Annotated in this window: 12 protein-coding genes; 8 read left to right on the forward strand and 4 right to left on the reverse strand. The window is 68.5% G+C overall.

Annotation, left to right across the window (positions count from 1 at the left end):
- On the reverse strand, positions 1-1,529 hold a 1,529-nt coding region (locus tag ATF69_RS20850; RefSeq protein WP_146872151.1), incomplete at its 3' end, for a methyl-accepting chemotaxis protein.
- A gap of 183 nt (positions 1,530-1,712) precedes the next feature.
- Between ATF69_RS20850 and ATF69_RS20855 the strand changes: the two genes are divergently transcribed.
- Complete coding sequence (locus ATF69_RS20855; protein WP_056060904.1) at positions 1,713-2,570, forward strand: 3',5'-nucleoside bisphosphate phosphatase; 858 nt, start codon at positions 1,713-1,715, stop codon at positions 2,568-2,570.
- Positions 2,571-2,667: 97 nt separating this feature from the next.
- Positions 2,668-3,303: an L-threonylcarbamoyladenylate synthase gene (locus ATF69_RS20860; RefSeq protein WP_056060901.1), complete on the forward strand. Its 636-nt coding sequence runs from the start codon at positions 2,668-2,670 to the stop codon at positions 3,301-3,303.
- A gap of 113 nt (positions 3,304-3,416) precedes the next feature.
- Here the strand turns inward: ATF69_RS20860 and ATF69_RS20865 are convergent, their stop codons facing one another.
- Positions 3,417-4,565 (reverse strand): methyl-accepting chemotaxis protein, encoded by a 1,149-nt coding sequence (locus ATF69_RS20865; RefSeq protein WP_099729567.1) that lies wholly within the window; start codon positions 4,563-4,565, stop codon positions 3,417-3,419.
- A gap of 255 nt (positions 4,566-4,820) precedes the next feature.
- Here ATF69_RS20865 and ATF69_RS20870 point away from each other — a divergent pair, with 255 nt between their 5' ends.
- Positions 4,821-5,489: a site-2 protease family protein gene (locus ATF69_RS20870; RefSeq protein ID WP_056060897.1), complete on the forward strand. Its 669-nt coding sequence runs from the start codon at positions 4,821-4,823 to the stop codon at positions 5,487-5,489.
- 63 nt (positions 5,490-5,552) lie between these two features.
- Complete coding sequence (locus ATF69_RS20875) at positions 5,553-6,854, forward strand: tryptophan--tRNA ligase (RefSeq protein WP_056060893.1); 1,302 nt, start codon at positions 5,553-5,555, stop codon at positions 6,852-6,854.
- A 202-nt stretch (positions 6,855-7,056) separates the two neighbouring features.
- On the opposite strand, the gene ATF69_RS20880 is transcribed toward ATF69_RS20875, so the two are convergent.
- Both ATF69_RS20880 and ATF69_RS20885 read right to left on the reverse strand, forming a co-directional pair.
- Positions 7,057-10,473 carry a FecR domain-containing protein gene (locus ATF69_RS20880; protein ID WP_146872152.1) on the reverse strand — a complete coding sequence of 1,139 codons (3,417 nt, stop codon included), beginning with the start codon at positions 10,471-10,473 and terminating at the stop codon, positions 7,057-7,059.
- A 35-nt stretch (positions 10,474-10,508) separates the two neighbouring features.
- Positions 10,509-12,518, reverse strand: coding sequence for a CHASE2 domain-containing protein (locus ATF69_RS20885; RefSeq protein ID WP_158641499.1), 2,010 nt, complete (start codon positions 12,516-12,518; stop codon positions 10,509-10,511).
- A gap of 179 nt (positions 12,519-12,697) precedes the next feature.
- On the opposite strand from ATF69_RS20885, the gene ATF69_RS20890 reads away from it, so the two are divergent.
- The 4 genes from ATF69_RS20890 (at position 12,698) to ATF69_RS20905 (ending at position 16,647) form a co-directional block, all read left to right on the forward strand.
- Positions 12,698-12,958: a hypothetical protein gene (locus tag ATF69_RS20890; RefSeq protein ID WP_015013035.1), complete on the forward strand. Its 261-nt coding sequence runs from the start codon at positions 12,698-12,700 to the stop codon at positions 12,956-12,958.
- Between the two features lie 47 nt (positions 12,959-13,005).
- Entirely contained in the window at positions 13,006-14,013 is a 1,008-nt protein-coding gene (locus ATF69_RS20895; RefSeq protein WP_192418948.1) for a formylglycine-generating enzyme family protein, read from the forward strand.
- A 118-nt stretch (positions 14,014-14,131) separates the two neighbouring features.
- Positions 14,132-14,830: a response regulator transcription factor gene (locus tag ATF69_RS20900; protein WP_056060880.1), complete on the forward strand. Its 699-nt coding sequence runs from the start codon at positions 14,132-14,134 to the stop codon at positions 14,828-14,830.
- A 74-nt stretch (positions 14,831-14,904) separates the two neighbouring features.
- Entirely contained in the window at positions 14,905-16,647 is a 1,743-nt protein-coding gene (locus ATF69_RS20905; RefSeq protein WP_146872155.1) for a FecR domain-containing protein, read from the forward strand.
- Positions 16,648-16,720 lie beyond the last annotated feature (73 nt).

A 16,720-nucleotide genomic window follows, 5' to 3' on the forward strand; every position in this document is an offset into this window, starting at 1 on the left:
ACCGACACCACCTGCGCCAGGTGCTGTGCCTGGTCACGCATCGAGGCAGCTGCCGCCGTGGACTCTTCCACCAGCGCCGCGTTCTGTTGCGTCATCTGATCGAGGTGTGTGACGGCCTGGTTGACCTGCGCGATGCCATCGCGCTGTTCTGTCGAGGAGGCCGTGATCTCGCCGATGAGGTCGCTCACCCGCTGTACGCTGGCAACGATCTCTTGCATGCTTTGCCCTGCCTGCGCCACCTGGGCCGAGCCCGATTCCACGTTCTCCACGCTGGCGCTGATCAGGGTCTTGATCTCTTTGGCCGCCTCGGCGCTGCGCTGCGCCAGGCTGCGCACTTCGCTGGCCACCACCGCAAACCCACGGCCTTGCTCGCCGGCCCGGGCGGCTTCCACCGCTGCGTTCAGCGCCAGGATGTTGGTCTGGAAGGCGATGCCGTCGATGGTGCCGATGATGTCGCTGATCTTGCGGCTGCTGTCGGTGATCTGCTGCATGCTGGTGACCACCTGGCCCACCACTTCGCCACCCCGCGCTGCGGCCTGGGCTGCCGTGCCGGCGAGCTGGTTGGCCTGGCGGGCCGTGTCGGCCGACTGGCTCACGGTGGCCGTGAGCTGTTCCATGCTCGCTGCCGTCTCTTCCAGGTTGGAGGCCGTCTGCTCGGTGCGCGCCGACAGGTCGTGGTTGCCGTTGGCAATCTCCACCGACGCCGACGAGACCGAATCCACCCCCTGGCGCACTTCGCTCACCACACCACGCAGCCGTGACGACATGGCCGACAGCGCCCGGGTGAGCACGCCCAGTTCATCCTTGCGGTCATCTTGAATGTCTTGGGTGAGGTCCCCGGCCGAAATGGCTTCGGCCAGCACCACGGCCCGATCCAGCGGCCGCGTGATGGAGCGCACCAGCAGGGCCGCCAGCAGCATGCCCAGGGCCACCACCGCGATGGCTGCGGCAGCCCCGATCAGCACCAGGTTGCCGCGCGTGGCACGTGCGGCCTGCACCGCATCGTCACGCTGGCGCTCCTGCACGGCCACGAACTTGTCGATCGACTCCAGATAAGCCAACACCTTGGGCCGGTAAACCTTGTCCACATAGGCCTGCTTGGCGGCGGCATCGCCCGCATCGGTCAGCTCCTTGAGCTTGTCGGTCTGGCCCCGGACATCGGCACGCGCAGCGGCCACCGCGGCCAATGCCGCCTTGTCCTCGGGGGACACCGCCGCCTTGTTGATCTTTTCCTGCACCGGGGTGATGCGTGCGGTGAGTGCAGCCACCCGGGTATCAAAATCTGCCTTGAGCGCCTGGTCGGTGGTCACAAACCCGGCCATCGACATGGTGACAGCCACTTCCGCCAGGCCACGCCAGCTGACCGCCGTGGTGATGGCGGACTCGTATTTGTTGACGGACTCTTCGGTCGCAGCAGTGACCTGCCGCCCATACCACTGGGTCCAGACGGCGGCCACCAGCATCAGCGCCAGCAGACCAAGAATCACGCTCCACATCTTGTGGGCGACGCGCAGGTCATTGAATTTCATGGTTGCTCCTGATGCTCTGCAAAAACCCCGAGGTTCCGCGTTGTTGTATCTTGCCCAAGGAAAACCACCACACTGCCGGCGTTCGACCCGGCTGAACACCCGCCAGCCAGGCGAAATGTGCATGTAACAAGTGTTAATGGATTCCGTGGGGCGCGTTATCAGTACAAGCCCTAAAATGAATCGGTGACCTCCATACTCAACGCCGACCTGCACTGCCATTCCGTCGTCTCCGACGGAACCCTGACGCCCGAAGACCTGGCCGCGCGGGCCAAGGCCAACGGGGTGGAGCTGTGGGCGTTGACGGACCATGACGAGATCGGCGGCCAGCACCGTGCGGCCGCTGCCGCCCGCGCCCAAGGCATGGCCTACCTCACCGGGACCGAGATTTCGGTCACCTTTGCCGACACCACTGTGCACATCGTGGGTCTGGGCTTTGACCCTGACGACACCCAGCTGGCCCAGGGCCTGGCCGCCACACGCGGCGGGCGCGGCGAACGGGCGCAGGAGATGGCGGCCCAGCTGGCCCAGGTCGGCATCAAGGGCGCCTACGAAGGGGCGCTGCAGTTTGTGGGCAACCCGGCACTCATCTCACGCACCCATTTCGCGCGTTTTCTGGTGGAAACCGGCGTGTGCAAGGACACCTCCGAGGTGTTTCGCAAATTCCTGACCGAAGGCAAACCGGGCTATGTGCCCCACCGGTGGGCCAGCCTGGGGGATGCCGTGCGCTGGATCACACAGGCAGGGGGCATGGCGGTGATCGCCCACCCGGCGCGTTACAAGTTCAGCGCCAATGAAGAGTTCGCGCTGTTCTCCGAATTCAAGCAGCACGGTGGCCGGGCGGTCGAGGTCGTCACGGGCAGCCACAGTGCAGCCGAGTACGTGACCTACGCCGACATGGCGCAGGAGTTTGGCCTGGCCGCATCGCGTGGCAGCGACTTCCACAGCCCCGACGAGTCGCACACCGACCTGGGCACGTTGCCCCTGCTGCCCGGCGCATTGACCCCCGTGTGGGAACTGCTGTCCGACCGAATTTTGCGATGACCCCGCGCTGCCGCAGGCGCGCCAGCCGCCCTCTGGACGACCTGCCACCAGGCAAGGCACCCACGCGCAGCGCCACGCATCACTGAGAACCTGCCTCATGGCCCAGTATTTCGAAGCCCATCCCGACAACCCGCAGCCCCGGCTGCTCAAGCAAGCCGCACTGCTGCTGCAAAAGGGCGGCATCGTGGCCGTGCCCACGGATTCGAGCTATGCGCTGGTCTGCCACCTGGACGACAAGGACGCAGTGGACCGCCTGCGCCGCATCCGCCAGGTGGACGAAAAGCACCACCTCACGCTGCTGTGCCGCGACCTGTCGGAGCTGGCCAACTACGCACGGGTGGACAACCGGCAGTACCGCCTGCTCAAGCTGGGCACGCCAGGCCCGTACACCTTCATCCTCGAAGCCACCAAGGAAGTGCCCCGCCGCGTGAGCCACCCCTCGCGCAAGACCATTGGGCTGCGGGTGCCCGACCGCAAAGGCCTGCAGCTGCTGCTGGAGCTGCACGGCGCCCCGCTGCTGGCCACCACGTTGATCCCTGCGGGTGAGACCGAGCCCCTGAACGACCCGCAGGAAATCCGCGAGCGCTACGAAAAGCTGGTGGATGCCATCGTCGATGCCGGGGCCTGCCCCCTGGAGCCCACCACGGTGGTGGACCTGACCCCCATGGGCACGGGCGGCGACCCGGTGGTGGTGCGCGAAGGCCGGGGCAGCCTGCAAGCGCTGGGGCTGTAAGAGCCCGCCGAAGCGGCGCCACCCCCAATATATTCGCTGCCGTGCAGCGGGCTTCACTCAGCCGCCGGTAGCGCGCCTTGGAGGGGAGAGCCGCGCAGCGGCTCAGGGATTCGTCAGAGCTTGAACGCCCCCACCGCCTGCTCCAGGTCGCGGGCTTGTGCCGACAATGCCGACGCCGTGCTCACCGCATGCTGCACCAGCGAGGCCGTCTCCTGCGTGCTGCCGTCCATGTGCGACACGGCCACGTTGACATGGCTGATGGCTTCGCTCTGCTCGCGCAGGGCGGTGGAGATTTCGCCCAGCAGCGCGCTCACCTGGCCCACAGCGCCGACGATCTCTTCCATGGTCTTGCCCGCCTTGCCCACCTGACCGGCGCCGCTTTCCACCTGTTCGACAGACGCGCTGATCAGTGCCTTGATCTCACGCGCCGCCACCGCGCTGCGCTGGGCCAGGTTGCGCACCTCGCTGGCCACCACGGCAAAACCCCGGCCCTGTTCGCCGGCACGCGCGGCCTCCACGGCAGCATTGAGTGCCAGGATATTGGTCTGGAAGGCGATGCCCTCGATCACCTGGATGATGTCCACGATCTTGCGCGAACTGCCACTGATGGCCTGCATGGTCTGCACCACCTCGCCCACCACCGACCCGCCCTGCTCGGCAATCGCCGACGCCTGCACGGCCAAGCCGCTGGCCGAATGGGCGCGCTCGGCGTTCTGGCGCACGGTGGCTGTCAGTTGCTCCATGCTGGCTGCCGTCTCGGTCAGGGACGACACCTGGTCTTCCGCCCTGCGCGACAGGTCGGTGTTGCCATGGTCAATGTCTGCCGCAGAGGCCGTGATCGAATCGGTGCTTTGCTTGATGCGGGACACCAGGTCGGTCAGCGTGTCCTCCATGGTGCCCAGCGCGCCCAGCAGGCGGCCAAAGTCGCCCTCCAGGTCGGAGTTGAATTCCTGGCTCAGGTCCCCCGAAGCCACGGTTTCGGCAATCAGGATGGCCTGGTTGAGCGGCGCCACGATGCTGGCGCGCAGGCTGAGCGTGGCCACTAAAGCCAGCACAAACACCACCACACTGCAACCGATCACCCAGGTGCGCGCACTTTGCAGCTGCGCCAGCGCCGCCTGGGCGGGGGGCGTGGCGCCCTGCAGCGCCTGCTCGGCGCCGCCGATGCCGGACAGTGCCATCACCATCAGCAGCAGCACCACGAGTGCGAGGCCACCAAACGCCAGCAACAGGCGCGTTCCGATCTTCAAGTTGTTCCACATGGCTTCAATGTCTCCAGGCCTGTTGTATGTCGTTGTGGGAGGGGCCGCCGCGGAGCGCTGCGCGCCAAAGGGCACAAACTTGCACAAACTGGCACGGGCTGCGGGCAAGAGGTTGATGCTAGCAACGAACACCCAGCCTGGAGACCCATCGGCATACGTACAACCCACAATACGCGGTTGCCGCCGGGCGCCTGAACACCCGCCGGGTCACCCTGGCAACGCCGGGGACAGCGGGGCGTCTGAGACAATCCCGGCGTGGACACCTCCAATCTCATCCAAACCGTTCTGATCTACGCCCTGCCGGTGCTGTTTGCCATCACCGTGCACGAGGCGGCCCATGGCTATGCGGCGCGCCACTTTGGCGACAACACCGCGTACATGATGGGGCGCATCACGCTCAACCCTTTCAAGCACATTGACCCGGTCGGCACCATCCTGATGCCGCTGCTGCTGTACTTTGCAACCTCGGGCGCCTTCCTGTTTGGCTACGCCAAGCCGGTGCCGGTCAACTTCGGCAATCTGCGCAACCCCAAGAAGCACATGGTGTGGGTGGCCCTGGCGGGGCCCGCGTCCAACTTCATCCAGGCCATCGCCTGGGCCGTGCTGCTCGTGGTGCTGGTGGGCACGGGGATTGAGGAGCGCTTCTTCCTGGAAATGGCACGCGCCGGGGTCATGGTCAACCTGGTGATGTGGGCCTTCAACCTGTTTCCGCTGCCGCCGCTCGATGGCGGGCGCATTCTGGTGGGCCTGCTGCCCTGGAAACAGGCCCACATGGTGTCGCGCATCGAGCCTTGGGGCTTTTTCATCGTGATGGGCCTGGTGATCGCCGGGGTGGTGGGCACGCTGTGGCTGCGCCCCCTGATGGCCGTGGGCTACACCGCCATCAACCTGTTGCTCACCCCGTTGACGGCCTTGCTGCGCTGAGCGCAGCACAGCCTGTGAGCCCGCCACTTCCTGTTCATTTGATCTGCTGAGTTTTTGTTTCCCATGAGCACCACCCGTTTTCTCACCGGCATCACCACCACCGGCACCCCCCACCTGGGCAACTTCGTCGGCTCCATCCGCCCGTCGGTGGCGGCCAGCCTCACGCCCGGCGTGCAGAGCTTTTACTTTCTGGCCGACTACCACGCGCTCATCAAGTGCGAAGACCCGGTGCGCATCCAGCGCTCCACGCTGGAGATCGCGGCCAGCTGGCTGGCCGCAGGGCTCAACCCTGAAAAGGTCACCTTCTACCGCCAGTCCGACATCCCCGAGATTCCCGAGCTGACCTGGCTACTGACCTGCGTGACCGGCAAGGGCGTGCTGAACCGTGCCCACGCCTACAAGGCCAGCGTGGACAAGAACACCGCCGCCGGGCGCGAGCATGACGACGGTGTCACCGCAGGCCTGTTCATGTACCCGGTACTGATGGGCGCGGACATTCTGATGTTCAAGGCCCACAAGGTGCCGGTGGGCCGCGACCAGATCCAGCATATCGAGATGGCCCGCGACATGGCGGCCAGCTTCAACCACCTGTACGGCGAGCACTTTGTGCTGCCCGAGGCGGCCATCGACGACCACGTGGCCACACTGCCCGGGCTGGACGGCCGCAAGATGAGCAAGAGCTACGACAACACCATCCCGCTGTTCAGCTCGCGCGCGCAGCTTCAAAAGCTCATCGGTGGCATCCTGACCGACTCGCGCGCGCCCGGCGAGGCCAAAGAGGTCGAAGGCTCGGCCCTGTTCCAGATCTACCAGGCCTTTGCCACGCCCGAAGAGACCGAGGCCCTGCGCAAGGCCTATGCCGACGGCATTGCCTGGGGCGACGCCAAGCACCTGCTGCTGGAGCGCGTGGACCAGGTGATCGCCCCCATGCGCGCGCAGTACGAAGAACTCATCCACAACCCCGCCCGCATCGAACAGACCCTGCTGGCTGGAGCCGAGCGCGCCCGCGCTCTGGCCACGCCGTTCATCCGCGAACTGCGCAGCGCCGTGGGCCTGCGCAGCCTGGTGCAGGCCAGCACAGCCGCCAAACCGGCCAAGGCCGCCAAGGCCGCACTGCCCGCTTTCAAGCAGTACCGCGAGGCCGACGGCAAGTTCTACTTCAAGCTCGTGGCCGCCGACGGCCGCCTGCTGCTGCAGAGCACGGGATTTGACGCACCCAAGGAGGCCGGCCAGGCGATTGCCCAGTTGCAGAAGGACAGCGCAGCCCTGCAGACCCTGGCCCCGCGTTTGGCCCCCGTGGACGGCGTGGAAGCTGCCGAAGTGACGGCCGCCCTGCAGGCGCTGGCCGAGGCCGCCGCTGCATAAGCCGGCGCGCCACCGAGCGCAGCGTGCAAGACACACAGCCCGAGCCGCAAGGCTGCGGGCTCTTTTTTGTACGCCTTTCAACGCCTATTCGCTACATTTTTGATAGCTACTTGGGCATATCGCACTAGCGCTACCGGCCAAAAAGGCCTCACACACCCTTCCATCACCCGGTAAAGGCGCCCTCTGCACACTGGGCGCCCCTTCAGTCCCGGTACCGCACCAGGGCCCACAGCGTGGGCCGCTCCCCGGTGCGCAGCCCGGTCTGCACCGTGCCGGTGAAGCTCCAGCGCCGGTCCTGCGACTCCCAGCCATGGGCCAGGGCCAGGCTCCAGCCCGAGGCGCGTTGCACGGTGTTGGCCTCATCGCTGTAGCGCATGCCGCGCCAGGTCAGGCGCAGCAGCGAAAAGCTGCGCGCCTCGTGCCGCCACGTGGTCTGGCCCAGCACCACATGGCGCGCAAAGCCCGGCAGCCAACGCCCCTCCAGACCCGCCCCGGTGTTGCGCGATGTGGTGTGGATGTAGCTGCCCAACACGCTCCAGCGCGGGCCCAGCAAATGGTTGACAGACACCGTGGCCTGCGCCAGCTGCCCCTGCCCGAAGACAGGAGTTTCCTCATAGGTGTTGAGCGTGGTCTGGGCATTGAGCACCACGGGGGCGATGGTGGCCACGTTGTCGAACAGCGCCCCCGTGTTCTGCGCAAACAGGCGACCGTTGGCGGCCACCAGGTTGCTGATGCGCTGTCCCGACAGGCTGGCGCCCCAGAACGTGGTGGAGCTGGCCTCCCAGTCCAGTTGCACCGCGTGCTTGCGGGCGTAGCTGCCCGCCAGCAGGTACTGGTTGTCCACGGCAATGGCACCCGTGGCGACGGGCGACAGGGTGTGCGTGCCGGGCGCTCGCACGCTCTCCTGCCAGGCCCAGTGCAGGGCGCGGCCCGGGCCCAGGCGCAGGCTGGCGCCCAGGCGCGGCAGCAGCCGGTGGCGGTGCGCCGCGCCGTCGTCCTGCACGGGCAGCAGGTCTTGTCCCGTCGCTGTGTCGGCATAACGGTCGCGCTGCCGGGTGGTGAACCGGGGCCAGTACGCCTCGGCCATCCAGGTCCAGGCACCGCTGCGCCATTCGCCCGCCACCCAGGGCATGTGGTAGCGCTCGGTGTTGGTGCGCGGCGTGGTGATGCCGGGGTCAGAGATCGCGCTGACGGTATCCCTGTCCACGCCCTCCCAGCCCACGCTCAGGCGGTGCGCGCCCCACAACACGGTGTGGCGCAGGAACAGGCCCTGCTCGTCACTGGCATAGCGGTAGTCCTGGGGGCCCCAGCGCGCATCGTCCAGCACCAGGCCGGAGGTCTGGCGCCCGCTGTGCACCTTGAACCAGGTCTGGCTGTCGGCGGACCAGCGCCACGCAGCGCCCAGGTCGGTGCGGCGGGTGTGCGTCTCGGCGCCGCCGGTGAAGGTGATGCTGTTGCCGAAGTCCAGGCCTTGCGGAAAGCGATAGCGCAAGGTGGTGTCACCATGCAGCGCGAACAGCGTCAGGCTCTCGTTGGGCCGCGCACCCAGCGCCAGGTCCACCCCGGGCGACGACAGGCGGTACTGCGTGGTGGCGGGGCCTTCGCGGGGCCACATCTGCACGTCGTTGGCGCGCACCAGCCAGGCCACGGGCACGCTGCTGGAGGCAAAGCCGCGGTAGCCCACACCGGCCGTGGCGTTGTGGCGCAGCGGGTTGCGTTCAGCGCTCGCGCCCATCGACCATTCACTGCCTGCAGACAGCAGGAGCGGCGCGCGCTTGTCGCTGGCGCCAAACACGGTGGGGTCGGTGAGGTAGCCCTGGAACAGCTCGGAGCGGCGGCTGAAGTCGCTCTCGTACCGGTCGGCCAGAAAGAAGTGGCTGCCCGCCCACAGCGGGTAGTACGACGCGCTGGCGTAGGCCCGCGCCCAGTGCTCCATGCCGAAGTCGCCCAGCGCCTTGCCCAGGTTGGCCGAGCCCTGGCTGTCCGAGGCCAGCGGGTTGAGCGACTTCAGGTAGGGCAGCCGGGTGAGCGCCTCGCGCGCTGCGGCCATGGCCGCCACGGGCTCGCCGCTGTCGTTGCGCAGCATGGCCTCCACCTGCCAGGGCAGCGGGTCGCGCGCGTCGGCCAGGCGGGCGCGGTCCAGCGCGTCCAGCGCTGCAGCGCGCTCGCCCAGCGTGTATTCGGCCACCGCCAGCCACACCTGTGCGCGGGCGTATCGCGGCTCAATCACCAAGGCCTTGAGCAGCGCGGTGCGGGCAGCCTCGGCATCGCCTTGCCGCAGCGCCAGGAGTCCGGCAGCCGCCAGGGCCACGTAGTCGTCGCCCGACTGCGCCAGGGCGGCATCCAGGGCGGTGCGCGCCTCGGCAAGGCGCAGGGCTTCGATGGCCGCCGTGGCGGCTTCGCCCCAGTAGGCCGCTTGGTCTGGCGCCAGGGCCACGGCCTGCGCCAGTGCACTGCGGGCCGCACGCAGGTCTCCGCGCTCTTGCAATGCGCGGCCCAGCCCTGCCAGGGCGGCGGCCCGCTGCGCATCATCCTCCGCGTGGGCCACTGCCTGCTGGTACAAGACCAGGGCGGCGTCGCCCTGCCCTTGCAGCCGGTGCCAGTCGGCGTCGACCTGCAGCAATGGCGCAAAGCCGGGCGACGCGGCCCGCGTGGTATCCATCCAGGTGCGCGCTTCTGGCAGGCGGTCCAGCGCCATCAGCAGGGCGGCGCGGCCCGCAGCGGTACGGGGGTCTTGCGTGCGCCGCCAGGCCAAGGCCAGGCGCTGCTGCGCGGCGTCAGGCTGGCCGTCCAGCACCTCCAGGTCCGCCAGGGCCAGCTCGACCACGGCCCCACCATTCCCCTGAGCCGACAGCGTCTGCAACAGGGCACGCGCCTGGGCCCATTGCCCCGCGCGCAATGCGGTGCGAACCTCTGCCAGAGCGGGTGGTGCCGTCTGAACGGGCTGGAACTCGGTCCAACGCGTCAGGTCGCCCGGGTAGGCGGCCACCCACTGCACCCGCTCGCGGGGGTTGACCAGCAGGCGCTTGACAGGCGCCTGGCCGGGCTCGGCCACGCCCTGCTCGGCGGGTCCCAGTTGCACGCTGCCCAGGTCGTTGCGCAACTCCACAGCGCCGGACAGCACGGTGAGCGTGGTCCGCCCCGCTCCGTCCACCTCCACGTCCCAGTCGGTACCCCGCACTACGGCCAGCGCCGCAGGCGTTTGCAGTTGCAGGTTGGCCGGGGCCTTCTTGGTGCGCGCCCACAGCCGGCCCGCAGCCAGTTCCAGCAGGGTGCGCGCTGGCTGGGCCTCGCACAGCCGCAATTGCGCGTTGGCCGACATGCGGATCTGCGTGCGGTCTGCCAGCAGCAATGCGGCGGATGACAACGCCAGTGTGCGCATGTCTGCCCCCGGGCCCAACGGCTGGGCGAGCGTGGCACGCAGCCAGGGCTCGGTGCCGGGGGGGCGCGTTTCGCCTTGGCCGCTGAGCGCCACAATTTGCGCAGCCACTGCGTCAGGCGCCAGAGGTACACCGGCACATTGCGCGCTGGCACTGGCAGCACTCCAGGCCGACAGGGCGACACCCACCGGCGTAAGCCACACCAGGCGTGACGGGGATGACACAGGAGGGATGGGCATAGTGGGCCTCTCTGGGGGAGTCTTGCGCCGGGGAATCAGGTCTTGTCCAGCGCCTGCGCGGTGAATACGGCTGTGGCGCCCGCTACAGGGCCGTCCGCCAGCGCAGTGTCTGCCTGGGCATGCACCCGGGCATGCCAGCGTAGCGCCTGTCCGTGCCACTGCGGGGCATGTGCGGGCGCGTGCGCGCACGCATCAGCACAGCATTGCAGAGCCTGCGCCCAACGCGCAGCGTGAAGGTGGTCCCGCAGCGTGTGGCTGATGGAGGCCAGCGCGGGGTCGTCACACGGCGTGTACACGTCCACACCAGTGCTGCGCCCAGCCAGCACCACGGTGTCCAGCCACATCAGCGGGACCTTTGGGGCAGCACCCGCTGGCACTGCCTGCAGCGCATCGTGTGTGGCGCCCGACAGCAAGATGCCTGTGCCAAAGGCCTTGTTGGCGCCCTCCAGCCGCGCGGCGGTGTTCACCGCATCGCCCACAGCGGTGTATGTAAAGCGCTCATGCGACCCCAGGTGTCCCACCGCCGCCTCGCCCGTGTGCAGGCCAATGCGCAGTTGCACCTGGGCAAACGGTGTGCCCTGCCACTGGACCCGCAGGTCCACCATGTCGGCCTGCATGGCCAGTGCGCAGGCCAGAGCCCGGTCCGCATGCCGGGCATCAGGCAACGGTGCGTTCCAGAACGCCATGACGGCGTCGCCGATGAACTTGTCCAGCGTGCCACCGTGCTGGTGCACCGTGTGGGTCATGCGGGAGAAGTAGGCATTCAGCGCCTGCGCCACGGCCTCGGGCGGCAAGTGCTCGCTGGCGGCGGTGAAGCCTGCCAGGTCAGAGAACAGCAACGTCAGCACGCGGCGCTCGCCATGTAGTTGCGGCTGGGCTCCGTCGGCCACCAGGGCGTCGACCACAGCGGCAGGCACGTAGCGGGCAAAGTCCGCGCGCAGCTGTTCGCGGCGGCGGTGCTCGCGCCAGTAGCTCTCGGCTGCACCCACGTTCAAATGCAGCGCCACGCCCGCCAGCGTGGGCAGCGCCGTCCACCACACCCCTGCCAGGTAGGCCCAAAGCCCACCCAGCAGGGCCAGCACTGCCAATGCTGCGCTGAACAGCACCGCCCGCCCACCGCGCCAGCGCCGGGTCAAAGCGGCCACACAGCCCACGGCCAGAATGGCCTGCAGCCAAGGGCCTGCCGGGTGGGCGGGCACCACCCAGTCCCCCGCCAAGCCGTTCATCAGAGCCGTGGCGTGCACCAGCACGCCGGACTGCGTGCCCGCGCCCAGCGCACGCAGGGGCGTGGGGAACTGATCAACCCCGTCCACTGGCGTGTTCTGCCCCAGCAGCACCAGGCGCCCCTGCACGGCCGCAGCCGGTAGCGCCTGGCCGGCCTCCAGCGCCTGGGTGTAGTGGGCGTAAGGCAGCGGGACCTCGGGGGCGTAGTAGCGCAGCAGCGCGCCCGGCGGTGGGGGCTGAAAACTGCGCCTGCCGCTGCGCGCCAGCTCCTGCCACAGGGCATCGCTCCGAGCGGGTGCAAGGCGCAGCACGCCATCGTCGTCCGGCTGCACCGCCACACTGCCCTGGCGGGCCATGGGAAACACCGAGGGCACGGTCTGCCGGTATTGCGCCACCTGCGAGGTGTTCACCGCCACATCGGCCGCAGCCAGCACCACCGGCATACGCCCTTGCAAGGCTGCCGCAAGCGCCGCATCGTCCGCAGGGGACTGGGGTGCGGCAAACAGCATGTCGATGCCCAGCGCCGAGGCGCCCGCCGCAGACAAGGCCTGGACCAGTTGCGCGTGCAGGCGGCGCGGCAGGGGCGGGGTCAGGTTCAGCGCCGCCAGACTGGGTTCGTCCAGCCCGACCACTAGGACGCCCACATCGGGCGGCGGCGCAGCGGTCCAACTGGCCAGCAGGTCATGCTCCAGCCGCTGCAGCGGCGTCCACACCGGCAAGGCGGGCAGCAGCGCCAGCAAGCCCAGCGCGAGCAGTACCCGCAACGCCCAGGGCCGCCAGGCGTCTTGTGTAACCGGTGCTCGCGTACTTGCACTTGCCATCCCGCCCCTCCACCGCTGCATGCAGCCGAGCATGCAGCGCCCACTGTAGTGGCTGTGCCTGCGCGTGCACAGTGGGGGCTTACACGCATGCCCCACGCCACGGACGCCTCGCACAACGCCTATGGGCAGCCACCGGGCATGTGCGTAAACTGGCCTTTTGATCGGCTTGGGAGACTTCCATGAAACTGCTGTGTGCCTCCGTGTCCGTGCTGGCCCTGCTGGCGGGCTGCAATGCGACCAACCCCTACGGCCCCTCAGGCCCCATGGCCTCGGGCCGCGACCGCACCTTCAGCGTGCCGGTCTATGGGCCCGACACTTCCCAGGCGTATGCGGCGGCCAGCCGCGAATGCCAGCGCATGGCCTTGCACGCCAAACTGTTGCGCAACGATGGCTCGCGTCTGGTGTTTGAATGCGTGAGCGAGTTGCAGGACAAGCCTTGAGGCCAGCCGCCCCACCAGCGTGCCGCAGCTGGGCGAGCGGTGCGGCCTTGCTGGCGCTGTCCGCGCTGCTGGCAGGCTGCCAGCACACACCGTCCACCCAGGCGGGCACGGTGACGTCGCCCTGGGTCAACAGCCTGGGCATGGCCTTTGTCCGTGTGCCTGCGGGCACCTTCTGGATGGGGGGCGTGCCCCCCGTCGAAACGCTGGAAAAGAACTTCCCGCTGCTGGAGCGCAAGCGCCTGACCGACCTGGCAGATGAATCGCCAGCGCACGAGGTGCGGATCACCCGCGATTTCTACCTTGGCCAGCACGAGGTCACGGTGGGGCAGTTCCAGCGCTTCCTGGAGGCGTCCGGCTACCGGCCAGAGTCTGAGGCTGACGGCACTGGGGGTTATGGCTACAACCCCGCCTACGACCCGGCCACCACGCGGCGCGGCGATGCGTTCGAGGGGCGCGACCCGCGCTACTCGTGGCGCAACCCCGGCTTTGCGCAAGGGCCGGATCATCCGGTGGTGAACGTGACCTGGAACGACGCGCAGGCCATGGCCCAGTGGCTCAGCCGCACCGAGGGCCACCGCTACCGGCTGCCCACCGAGGCGGAGTGGGAATACGCCTGCCGCGCGGGCGGCCGCAGCCTGTACCCGCATGGTGACAACCCGCAAGAACTGGTCTCCGCAGGCAACACCTTCGACCAGGCCGCGGCACCTCAGTGGTCACGCTGGCGCCAGCATGCGCTGGCGGGCAACGACGGATACGCGTTTACCGCGCCGGTAGGCCGCTTTGCCCCCAATGCCTTCGGGCTGTACGACATGCTGGGCAACGCCTGGGAGTGGACGGGCGACTGGCATGGCGACACCTACTACGCCGAGTCTCCACGCAATGACCCCACCGGTCCGGCCGAGGGCAGTGTGCGTGTGCGCCGGGGCGGCTCGTGGCACACCTGGGCGCTCTATGCACGCTGCGGCTACCGCAACTGGAACAGCCCGGAGACCCGCTACACGCTGGTCGGCATGCGGCTGGTGCGTGAGACTACGGCAGAGCCCCCCGCGCAGTGACCACCACAGGCCGGGAGGGTTAACAAATGTCAAATCCCCTCGCGCTCCGCTCGGCGCGAGCCCGCGCCGTGGTAGTTATGGCCAATAATCCGCAGTTCGATTTTGGATGGGGAGAACCATGCGCATAGCCGCTTTGGACGACGATGCGCTTCAGCTGGATCTGATCAAGCAGGCCACGGAGGCGATGGGCCATGTGTGCCATACCCACCTGACGGGTGCGGAGCTGATGCGCACGCTGCGCCGCGAAACCTTTGACCTGCTGATCGTGGACTGGCACCTGCCCGACACCACCGGGCCCGAGGTGGTGCGCTGGGTGCGCCAGAACGTTGCAGCCCGCGTGCCCATCCTGTTCGTCACGCACCGCCAGGAGGAGCGCGATATTGTGGAAGGCCTGGGCAGCGGGGCGGATGACTTCATGGTCAAGCCCGTGCGCATCGGCGAACTCAATGCCCGCGTGGCCGCCCTGCTGCGCCGCGCCTACCCCGACAACACCGGCGGCGTGATGGAGTTTGGCCGCTACCGCTTCCTGCCCGAAACCCGGTCCATCGAAATGGACGGAGTGGCGGTGGAGCTGAAGAACCGCGAATACGACCTCGCATTGTTCCTGTTCCAGAACATGGGGCGACTGCTGTCGCGCGACCACCTCAAGGAAGTCGTCTGGGGCCAGGTAGCCGATGTGATGTCGCGCTCGCTGGACACCCACATCTCGCGCCTGCGCACCCTGCTCGACCTGCGCCCCGCCAACGGTTTCATCGTGACAGCGGTGTATGGCGTGGGCTACCGTTTTGAAGCCGTCGAAGCCCAGCACAAAGGCTGAAGGCCGCGACAGAGTCCGGCGGGCTCTGCCACCAGCACGCCTGCCCGTACCGTGCCCCATGAAGGAGACATGACTTGATCACCCCCCTGCCGTTTCGCATGCACTCGCTTGCTGCAGCCCTGTTGTGCCTGGCGGCGAGCACGGCCTTCTCGGCCCAGCCGGTCGCTACCCCGGCAGCCCCCCAACAAGGCGATGAAATTGCCCACGCCGTGAAAGAGGGCGACACCCTGGAAGGACTGGCCCGCAGCTACCTCGCCAACCCACGCCAGTGGCCGTTGCTGCAAGCTCGCAACAAGGTGGCCGACCCCAAGCGTCTGCAGCCAGGCTCGTTGATCTTCATCCCCGTGCGGCTGCAGCCCAGCGAATCGGCCACCGTACAGTTTGTGCAGGGCGAGGTCACGGCGCAGGCGCGGGGCAGCGGCACGCCCGCCCCCATTGCGACCGGCAGCAAGCTGGAAGAAGGCACCGAGCTGAAGGTGGGCCCCGAGTCGTTCGTGGCAGTGCAGCTGGCCGATGGCACCGTGGTGCGGGTGCAGGCGCAGTCCGAGCTGCAGCTGCGCCAGCTGCGTCGGCGGGGGCGCGCTGGCAGCGTGCAGTCAGTGCTGGAGATGCACAAGGGCGGCGTGGAATCGACCGTGCCCCCCAGCGCCGAGCCCCTGCGCCGCATGGAGATCCGCACACCGCTGGCGGTGACCAGCGTGCGGGGCACGCAGTTCAGCGTGGCACTGGCCGATTCGGGCCAGACCACGGCGTCGGTAGAGCATGGCTCTGTCGCGGTGCAATCGCGGCGTGACACTGACAGCGAGCCCGGCGCTGCACTCAAGGCACCGACCGCGCTGCTGGCTCCGGGCCAGGGTCTGGCAGTGGCCACGGATGGCACGGTGGGCGCCCCCCGTCCTTTGCTGCCCGCCCCCGATACCTCCGGCATGCCCACCACACTGGGCGATGCGGGACTGCTGGCCATCGACCTGCCCATGGCCTCCGGGGCCACCCGGTATGTGGCGCAGGTGGCGCAGGACCCGGCGTTCACCCAGGTGCTGCGCCATGGCAGCTTCCCCGACGGCCGCCTGCGCTGGAAGGCGCTGGACGATGGCCGCTACTACCTGGCCGTGCGGGCGCTGGACGATGCAGGCATCGCGGGCCTGCCTGCCGTGCAGCCGTTCACCGTGAAGACACGCCCGGTCGCACCGCTGTACCAGCACCCTGCGCCCGGCGCCGTCGTACCCAGTGGCGCGGCCGAGCTGCGCTGCACGGAAGTCCCCGGCGTGCGCTGGTACCGCGTGCAGGTGGCCGCCGACGCCCAGTTCACCCAGCCCCTGCGCGACGAGCAGCGCCTGACCGAATGCCGCCTGCCCCTGGGGGCGCTGCCCGCAGGCAGCTACTTCTGGCGCATCGCCAGCCTGCTGGCACTGTCCGACGGGCAGGCAGACCAGGGGCCGTTTGCACCGCCACAGCCGTTCACGGTGGCCGACCGGCCGACCGCCTTGTCCCTGCAAGCCCTGCAGGCGGAGGACGGAGACCCGACGGTGCGCCTGCACTGGCCCGCCCAGGCCGGCCAGCGCTTCCGGCTGCAGCGCACTGTGGCTACCGATCTGGACTTTGCCAAGGTCGCAGAGGACACCGTGCTCGACGCCCCGACCTGGACGGCCAGCAACCTCGCTGCCGGCGAGTACCTGGTGCGCATCCAGGTGCTGGACGCCAGCGGGCTGGAGAGCGATTTCTCCCCCCCGCGCAAGATCCGCGTGGGCACTGGCATCCGCACCGGTGCGGGTTTGCCGGTGTCCACCAGCAGCGGCACGCCCGTGGGGCGCCCTTGAGCGGGGCATGGAGCCCGTCCAGCCCAGCCGTGCGGGTCGCACCAGCACGCGCAGCGGCCCTGGCATGCGCTGA

This window comes from Acidovorax delafieldii (assembly GCF_007993815.1).
GTDB classification, from domain to species: Bacteria; Pseudomonadota; Gammaproteobacteria; order Burkholderiales; family Burkholderiaceae_C; genus Acidovorax; species Acidovorax delafieldii.

Excerpts from the sequence above, each read along its gene's own strand:
- ATF69_RS20860 (WP_056060901.1), top strand. The coding sequence starts at position 2,668 with ATGGCCCAGTATTTCGAAGCCCATCCCGACAACCCGCAGCCCCGGCTG.
- ATF69_RS20865 (WP_099729567.1), bottom strand. The coding sequence starts at position 4,565 with ATGTGGAACAACTTGAAGATCGGAACGCGCCTGTTGCTGGCGTTTGGT.
- ATF69_RS20875 (WP_056060893.1), top strand. The coding sequence starts at position 5,553 with ATGAGCACCACCCGTTTTCTCACCGGCATCACCACCACCGGCACCCCC.
- ATF69_RS20880 (WP_146872152.1), bottom strand. The coding sequence starts at position 10,473 with ATGCCCATCCCTCCTGTGTCATCCCCGTCACGCCTGGTGTGGCTTACG.
- ATF69_RS20885 (WP_158641499.1), bottom strand. The coding sequence starts at position 12,518 with ATGGCAAGTGCAAGTACGCGAGCACCGGTTACACAAGACGCCTGGCGG.
- ATF69_RS20890 (WP_015013035.1), top strand. The coding sequence starts at position 12,698 with ATGAAACTGCTGTGTGCCTCCGTGTCCGTGCTGGCCCTGCTGGCGGGC.
- ATF69_RS20900 (WP_056060880.1), top strand. The coding sequence starts at position 14,132 with ATGCGCATAGCCGCTTTGGACGACGATGCGCTTCAGCTGGATCTGATC.